Consider the following 521-nt stretch of genomic DNA (forward strand, 5'->3'; position numbering starts at 1 on the left):
CTAATCTTATCTATCGGTTTATTCACGCTCGATAGTTCTAAGCATCTACCTTGTTGTTATTTAGTGATGTTTAGGAGCTTTTTTATGTTTGATTCAATGATGGGCGTCTTGCTTGCCTTTTGGCATCAAGACTTTTCTGCACTTATGGCGCCAGGAAGTGCAGGGATTATTTATATTGTCGTGGCGACATTAATCTTTTTGGAAAGTGGTTTTATTCCTGCTGCGCCATTTCCGTGCGATAGCGTAGTGGTGTTGTCTGGCACACTTGCGGCGGTGGGCGTGCTTGATCCTATTGCCATCATGTTGGTGATTATTGTGAGTGCGGGCTTAGGAAGTTGGGCGGCATACTTGCAAGGAAAATGGCTAAACCGCCTACCTAAAGTTCAAGGCTGGGTGAATGCTGTCCCACAGAAAAGACTCGAACAAGTCGATGTTCTTTTGGGTAAACATGGCTTAGTTGCATTGTTTTGCGCGCGTTTCATTCCGGTGGTGCGTTCGCTTTTGCCATTGATGATGGGATT

General features: G+C 45.1%; 1 protein-coding gene. It reads left to right on the forward strand.

Annotated elements, in window-relative coordinates; genetic code table 11:
* Window positions 1–84 precede the first annotated feature (84 nt).
* A partial coding sequence (locus tag R7Z49_RS27505; protein WP_318112836.1) for a DedA family protein occupies window positions 85–521 on the forward strand: 437 nt, incomplete at its 3' end.

Source organism: Vibrio sp. 1562, assembly GCF_033340155.1.
GTDB lineage: Bacteria > Pseudomonadota > Gammaproteobacteria > Enterobacterales > Vibrionaceae > Vibrio > Vibrio alginolyticus.